This is a genomic window from Niallia sp. 01092, assembly GCF_052318935.1.
GTDB lineage: Bacteria > Bacillota > Bacilli > Bacillales > Cytobacillaceae > Niallia.
Genome location: NZ_JBQRKO010000034.1, coordinates 21,607 through 27,929, shown reverse-complemented (window position 1 = coordinate 27,929; position 6,323 = coordinate 21,607). Strand labels below are relative to the sequence as shown.

At 36.0% G+C, this 6,323-nt stretch carries 4 protein-coding genes; all 4 read right to left on the bottom strand.

Going from position 1 to position 6,323, the window contains the following annotated elements; translation table 11 throughout:
- Window positions 1–379 precede the first annotated feature (379 nt).
- Window positions 380–811 carry a hypothetical protein gene (locus ACTXGU_RS20985; RefSeq protein ID WP_443483478.1) on the bottom strand — a complete coding sequence of 144 codons (432 nt, stop codon included), beginning with the start codon at window positions 809–811 and terminating at the stop codon, window positions 380–382.
- A gap of 214 nt (window positions 812–1,025) precedes the next feature.
- Window positions 1,026–3,569 (bottom strand): glucose-specific PTS transporter subunit IIBC, encoded by a 2,544-nt coding sequence (gene ptsG / locus ACTXGU_RS20980; protein ID WP_443483477.1) that lies wholly within the window; start codon window positions 3,567–3,569, stop codon window positions 1,026–1,028.
- Window positions 3,570–3,747: 178 nt separating this feature from the next.
- A complete protein-coding gene (gene glcT, locus ACTXGU_RS20975; protein WP_443483476.1) occupies window positions 3,748–4,590 on the bottom strand; it encodes a glucose PTS transporter transcription antiterminator GlcT in 843 nt (280 codons plus the stop codon).
- 287 nt (window positions 4,591–4,877) lie between these two features.
- On the bottom strand, window positions 4,878–6,206 hold the full coding sequence (locus ACTXGU_RS20970) for an NCS2 family permease (RefSeq protein WP_443483475.1): 1,329 nt from the start codon (window positions 6,204–6,206) through the stop codon (window positions 4,878–4,880).
- Between the last annotated feature and the right edge of the window lie 117 nt (window positions 6,207–6,323).

Sequence of the window (6,323 nt, the reverse complement as noted above, 5' to 3'; positions counted from 1 at the left end):
TGTTCGCTTCAGAAGCGACTCTATTAATATATCATAACTCTCTTAATCTCGTCAACAACTTTTTTAAAAAGTTTTTTCAAGCTTTTAAATCATTGTTGATGATAAGCAAGTTATGTTTTTTCGTTGCTATCAGAAGCAACTTTTATATAATACCAGCTCACCAAAAAGAAGTCAATCACTTTTCTCAAAAAAATATAGTTATTAAACCATTTATTATCTTGAGCTGTTTTCATATAATAGCATCACCTCTCTTTTAGGTCAATAGAACTTCCCGACAAAAAAAGTTAAGTGCAGTCATTACTATATTCCCCACATACAACCTATGCTCAAGCTTCCTACTTTCTTCTCTTATTGGTAATCTTCCTTCTACCCTACAAGATTATATTCTTGCAATCATCCTGTTAGCTTCATCATAAAGATCCATCTTTCGCAACAGTTCAATTAATAGTTCTAAAATAACTTCATCATACCCTGGCGCAACTACATAGCGATAATTAGCATCCCTAATGAAAGCAAGCTTCTCTATTCTATTAGAGTGTTCTAAGAAATCTTGCATCCGTTCAAATTCTTTTTCTTCAACTGAATTCTCGAAATTAAATATAAAACTCCTAAAAGAAATACATTCTTCTTTTGCGATAACCCCTATCTCATCTAAAGTAAAAATCTTCATCTTCTCTTCCCGTTCCTCCTTAATTTCACGTAGATAAAAAGAAATTTCTCTTGACTGAGTCAAAAATGTCTCTTGAAAACGCTGGAACACTGTTTTTCTTTTCCTTTCCCATTCAATAGAAAAATCCTTTAAAAATTCCATGCATTCTCCGTTTAGCGAGCATCGAGCCTCCTCGTCGCATACACTCTGCTTAAGTCTCGTCTTTCTCGCATTCCCACAGGATTCTACGTGTATTCAGTCTACTGAGTACTTCTTCTCCCATTTTTTCACGTAAAAAACAACAAACTTTGAAAAAACAGCCTAAAAAAAAGAAACCCGGCGATCTATAACCGAGTTTCTACAAAAAATCTATTACTTATTTTACTACAGATACAACTTCTTCTTCTTTTAACTCTACATTGCCTTCTTTATTAATCTGCACAGACTCACCTTCTGCTAGATTTGTAAAGACGATTGGTGTAGTTGTAGATGTTGCATGTTCTTTAATGTAATCTAAATCTACTTTTAATAACGGCTGACCTTTTGTTACTTGATCATTTTCCGCTACTAACGTTTCAAACCCTTCACCTTTTAGCTTTACAGTATCAATACCAAAGTGAATAAGGATTTCACGACCTGAATCTGCCAAAATACCGATAGCATGTTTTGTCGGGAATAAGTTAACAATTTTACCGTCAACCGGAGATACAACCGTACCTTCTGATGGGATTATCGCAAATCCATCCCCCATCATTTTTCCAGAGAAAACCGGATCTGGAACTTCTGAAATCGGCACTAATTGTCCTTTGATTGGCGCAACAATCGTATCTTCTTTACTAGCAGCAACTTCTAAAGATGCTGGATTTCCAACAGATACAATTTCTTCTTCTTTTAATTCAACATTGCCTTCTTTATTAATCTGCACAGACTCACCTTCTGCAAGGTTTGTAAAGACGATTGGCGTAGTTGTAGATGTTGCATGTTCTTTAATGTAATCTAAATCTACTTTTAATAACGGCTGACCTTTTGTTACTTGATCATTTTCCGCTACTAACGCTTCAAATCCTTCACCTTTTAGCTTTACAGTATCAATACCAAAGTGAATAAGGATTTCACGACCTGAATCCGCCAAAATACCGATAGCATGTTTTGTCGGGAACAAGTTGACAATTTTACCGTTTACCGGAGATACAACCATACCTTCTGAAGGGATTATCGCAAATCCATCTCCCATCATTTTACCAGCGAAAACTGGATCTGGAACTTCTGAAATTGGCACTAATTGCCCTTTGATTGGTGCAACAATTGAATCATCTCCGCCAGCACCTTGTAAAGGTTCTGGATTTACATCTTCAATTTGTTGTGTCACTTCTTTATCCATTGATGGCGCTGCAACTGGACGTGGTCTTTTCCCACTCATAACATCTCTCATTTGACCTTTAATTGTTTCAGAACGAGGACCAAAGATTGCTTGAATGTTATTACCAACCTCTAACACACCAGCAGCACCTAATTGTTTCAAGCGATCTTTATCAACTTCTTTACTATCTTTCACTTCAACACGAAGACGTGTAATACAAGCATCTAAATGAGCAATATTCTCTTGTCCACCCATCGCTTTTAACACTTCGTATGGAAGATCATTTGCAGCACCCTCAGATGCTTCTTCTTGCACTTCATCTTCACGACCAGGTGTTTTCAGGTTAAATTTGCGAATCGCAAAACGGAAACCAAAGTAATAGATTAGTGCAAACACGATACCTACAGGAATAATAATCCATGCATTTGTTTGAGGATTAATTAAACCAAATAATACATAATCAATTAAACCACCAGAGAATGTCATACCAACCTTAACATTTAATAATTGCATCGTCATAAAAGATAACCCTGCAAAAACAACATGGATACCAAATAATACTGGCGCCACAAATAAGAACGAGAATTCTAATGGCTCTGTAATACCAGTTAAGAAAGAAGTTAACCCAGCAGATAGCATTAATCCACCAACAACCGCTTTTCTTTCCGGACGAGCTTCTTGATAGATTGCTAAAGCAGCAGCAGGCAATCCAAACATCATATATGGAAATTTACCAACCATAAACGTACCAGCTGTTAAATTTTGAACGCCATCTTTAATTTGAGCCATAAAAATCTTTTGATCACCTTTAACTATGTCCCCAGCTTGTGTAGTATAACTACCAAATTCAAACCAGAATGGCGAATAGAAAATATGATGCAAGCCAAACGGAATTAACGCACGTTCAATTAAACCAAAGATAAACGCAGAAAGTGTTAGATTAGCACCTAACATATTTTCAGAGAAAGCATTTAAGCCATGTTGTATTGGAGGCCAAATAACAATCATAATCAAACCTAAAGCCACCGCACTTACAGCTGTAGCAATCGGTACAAAACGTTTACCAGCAAAGAATCCTAAATAGGAAGGAAGTTCAATTTCAAAGAAACGATTGTACATGGAAGCAGCAACAATACCAACGATGATTCCGCCAAACACTCCAGTTTGAAGAGTCGGTATTCCAAGAATTGAAGCATATTCTGTACTTCCTTTTAACTCATTCGCATCAATCCCAAGCACTGTCCCCATTGTCACATTCATAATAAGGTAGCCGATGATTGCAGCCAACCCTGCAACACCTTCTCCACCAGCAAGACCTATGGCAACTCCAACGGCAAACAAGAAGGAAAGATTACTAAATATAATATTACCCGCATTTTCCATAACAGAAGCAACCATTACAACTCCACTATTTCCGAAAAATGGAGCTAATTCTAACAAAGCAGGGTTTTGAAGCGCATTACCGAATGCAAGCAAAATACCTGCAGCAGGTAAAATAGCAACTGGCAGCATTAGCGCTTTACCAACTTTTTGTAAGACACCAAATAACTTTTTAAACATCTCGTTTACCTCCTAAGTTTTTTTCGCTCATTAAAGCGTTATCATCGAAAAAAATAAAAACAGGCATGAGTGAAGATAACTGAAAGAAGCTATAGGGATAGATTTCCCTAAAACTTTTAATTCAATCATCTTATTCACTCATGCCTGATCGAATCAGTAACACGTTATAAGATAATAGCTATTTAACTTTCTTTTGAAGTCGTTGTATATGCATAGTCAAATATACTGCTTCTGCATCATAAACTGTTTTTTTCAATGTTTGTTGCATCACTTTCATGAGCTTCCATGAGAGATTATAACATACTGGATATTCATCTTTCAATAGGGAAGTTATTCTTTCTGGCTCCTCTACTTTTTCTCCATCATGGACTCGCTCAATAGTAAATCGTAAATGGCGAACAAGCCGCATATAATCAATGCTGTCCTTATCAATTTCAACATTAAGCTGCTCTTCAATCATATTGACTAGATGGGTTACTAACTGGGAATGCTTATTGACTTCAGAGAGGTTTTTATTCATCATCGCACTATGGATATGCAGTGCGATGAAACCGATTTCACCCACTGGTAGATGGAGACTTGTTTGCTCTTCTATCAACTTTACCACATCTTCAGCAATTTGATATTCAAAAGGATAAAGTGCCTTTGTTTCGATAAGAAACGGATTATTCAGCACTAACCCATTCGATAACCTAGAAGCAGCAAAAATAATATGATCTGTTAATGCAACATGAATATGTTCATTTAAAACTGCATTTGTTTTTCTTTTGATTAATTCAATGGAAGAAATAATGACTTCTAGTAAGTCATTGTCAACGTGAGGGAGAAGTTTCAAGTAATTAACTTGTTCTTTTTCATTTGTTAATACAAATAATTTTTCTACTATATCCGTATTGATATAGTCTCCTCTTTTCTGATTAAACCCTATCCCTTTTCCTATTAAAACAACTTCCCCATAGGATGGATGTTCTCCAATAAGCACATTATTGTTCAGCGCTTTTTTGATTAGTAGATTAGGCATATTCTTTTCCTCGCTCCGACAGACTTCTAGACACTTTAATGTTATTAAAGTCTTAATAGGAAGTCAACGGAAAATTAATATATTTAAGAAAAGCGGAAGCGCCTTGTTCAGCCCCGAAGTAAAATGTTCTCTTGGCTCAAAAAGTGTTTTTTACTTTTAGAGACAAGAGGTTATCTTTCACAGGGGCTAGGCGCTGTAGCTAGACACCAGTCAGACTTCAGAAAACTTATATTTTCTTACCTTTCAAGAAAAGGACCGCTTAAGAGCAGTCCTTTTCTCGTATATCACTATTGCAAGAAAATAAAGTACAAAGCAAAGATAACAAAAAACACATACATGATTGGATTAATATCTTTTGCACGGCCTTTTACAAGCATTGTAATTGGATAAAAAATAAATCCAACGGCAATACCTGTTGCAATACTATAAGTTAAAGGCATCGCAATAATAGTTAAAAATGCTGGTACAGCAACTTCAAACTTTGTCCAGTCTATTTTCCCTAATGAAGCAACCATTAAAATACCTACAACTACTAGTGCAGGTGTTGTAACAGCAGAAGTAACTACTGATAATAATGGAGAAAAGAACAATGCCAACAAGAAGAAGCCTGCTGTTACTACAGCTGCAAATCCGCTTCTAGCACCAGCAGCAACCCCTGCAGACGACTCAATATAAGAAGTTGTCGTCGAAGTACCAAAAATAGAACCTAAAATAGAAGCAATAGAATCTGCAAATAATGCTTTTCCTGCTCTTGGCAGCTTATTGTCTTTCATTAAGCCAGCTTGATTAGCTACAGCAACAAGCGTACCTGCATTATCAAAGAAATCAACAAATAAAAATGTTAAAACAACCACTAACATATTTTGTGTATAAAATGCACTATCACCAAATGCTGAGAATAGCGCTCCAAAAGTTGGCTCCAAACTTGGAACTGCTCCAACTACTTTAGATGGTGTATCAATTACGCCAAAGATCATTCCTGCTACAGCCGTAATGACCATCCCATAAAACACACCGCCATGAATACCTTTTACCATCAATATTATCGTAACAAAAATACCGAAGATGGCTAATAATGTGCTAGGTTCTGTTAAATTTCCAATATGAACAAGTGTTGCTGGGTTGTCCACAATAATTTTCGAATTTTGCAATCCGATAAAAGTAATAAATAAACCAATTCCAGCTCCAACTGCCAGCTTTAATTCCACAGGAATCGCATTAATAAGTTTTTCACGCAAACCTGAAATCGTTAATAATAAGAAAAATGCACTTGAAATGAAAACAGCTGCTAAAGCATATTGCCATGGCTGCTGCTGTGTTAACACAACAGTATAGGCAAAAAATGCATTTAAACCTAAACCTGGCGCCAACGCAATTGGGTAATTTGCAAATAGCCCCATAATTAGTGATCCAACTGCTGCAGCTAATGCAGTTGCCACGAATACTGCTCCATAATCCATTCTTAATGCAGGGTTAAGATCTGCTACATCCCCAAGTGTTAATGTGAATGGATTTAGCGCTAAAATATATGCCATTGCTAAAAAAGTAGTAAAACCACCTAAAAATTCTTTACGATAGTTTGTTCCTAGTTCTTCAAATCGAAAAAACTTTTTCATTTTATTACTCCCTCTTCTCTTTTTGTTAAATCAAACGAAAAAACACTCCAAATAATTTTTGGAGTGTGGACTAAGGGTTTGTGAAATAGTAAGGAAATCAAAATAAAAAGAGTTATG

Coding starts and splice junctions, on each gene's coding strand:
- ACTXGU_RS20985 (WP_443483478.1), bottom strand. CDS start 811: ATGGAATTTTTAAAGGATTTTTCTATTGAATGGGAAAGGAAAAGAAAA.
- ptsG (WP_443483477.1), bottom strand. CDS start 3,569: ATGTTTAAAAAGTTATTTGGTGTCTTACAAAAAGTTGGTAAAGCGCTA.
- glcT (WP_443483476.1), bottom strand. CDS start 4,590: ATGCCTAATCTACTAATCAAAAAAGCGCTGAACAATAATGTGCTTATT.
- ACTXGU_RS20970 (WP_443483475.1), bottom strand. CDS start 6,206: ATGAAAAAGTTTTTTCGATTTGAAGAACTAGGAACAAACTATCGTAAA.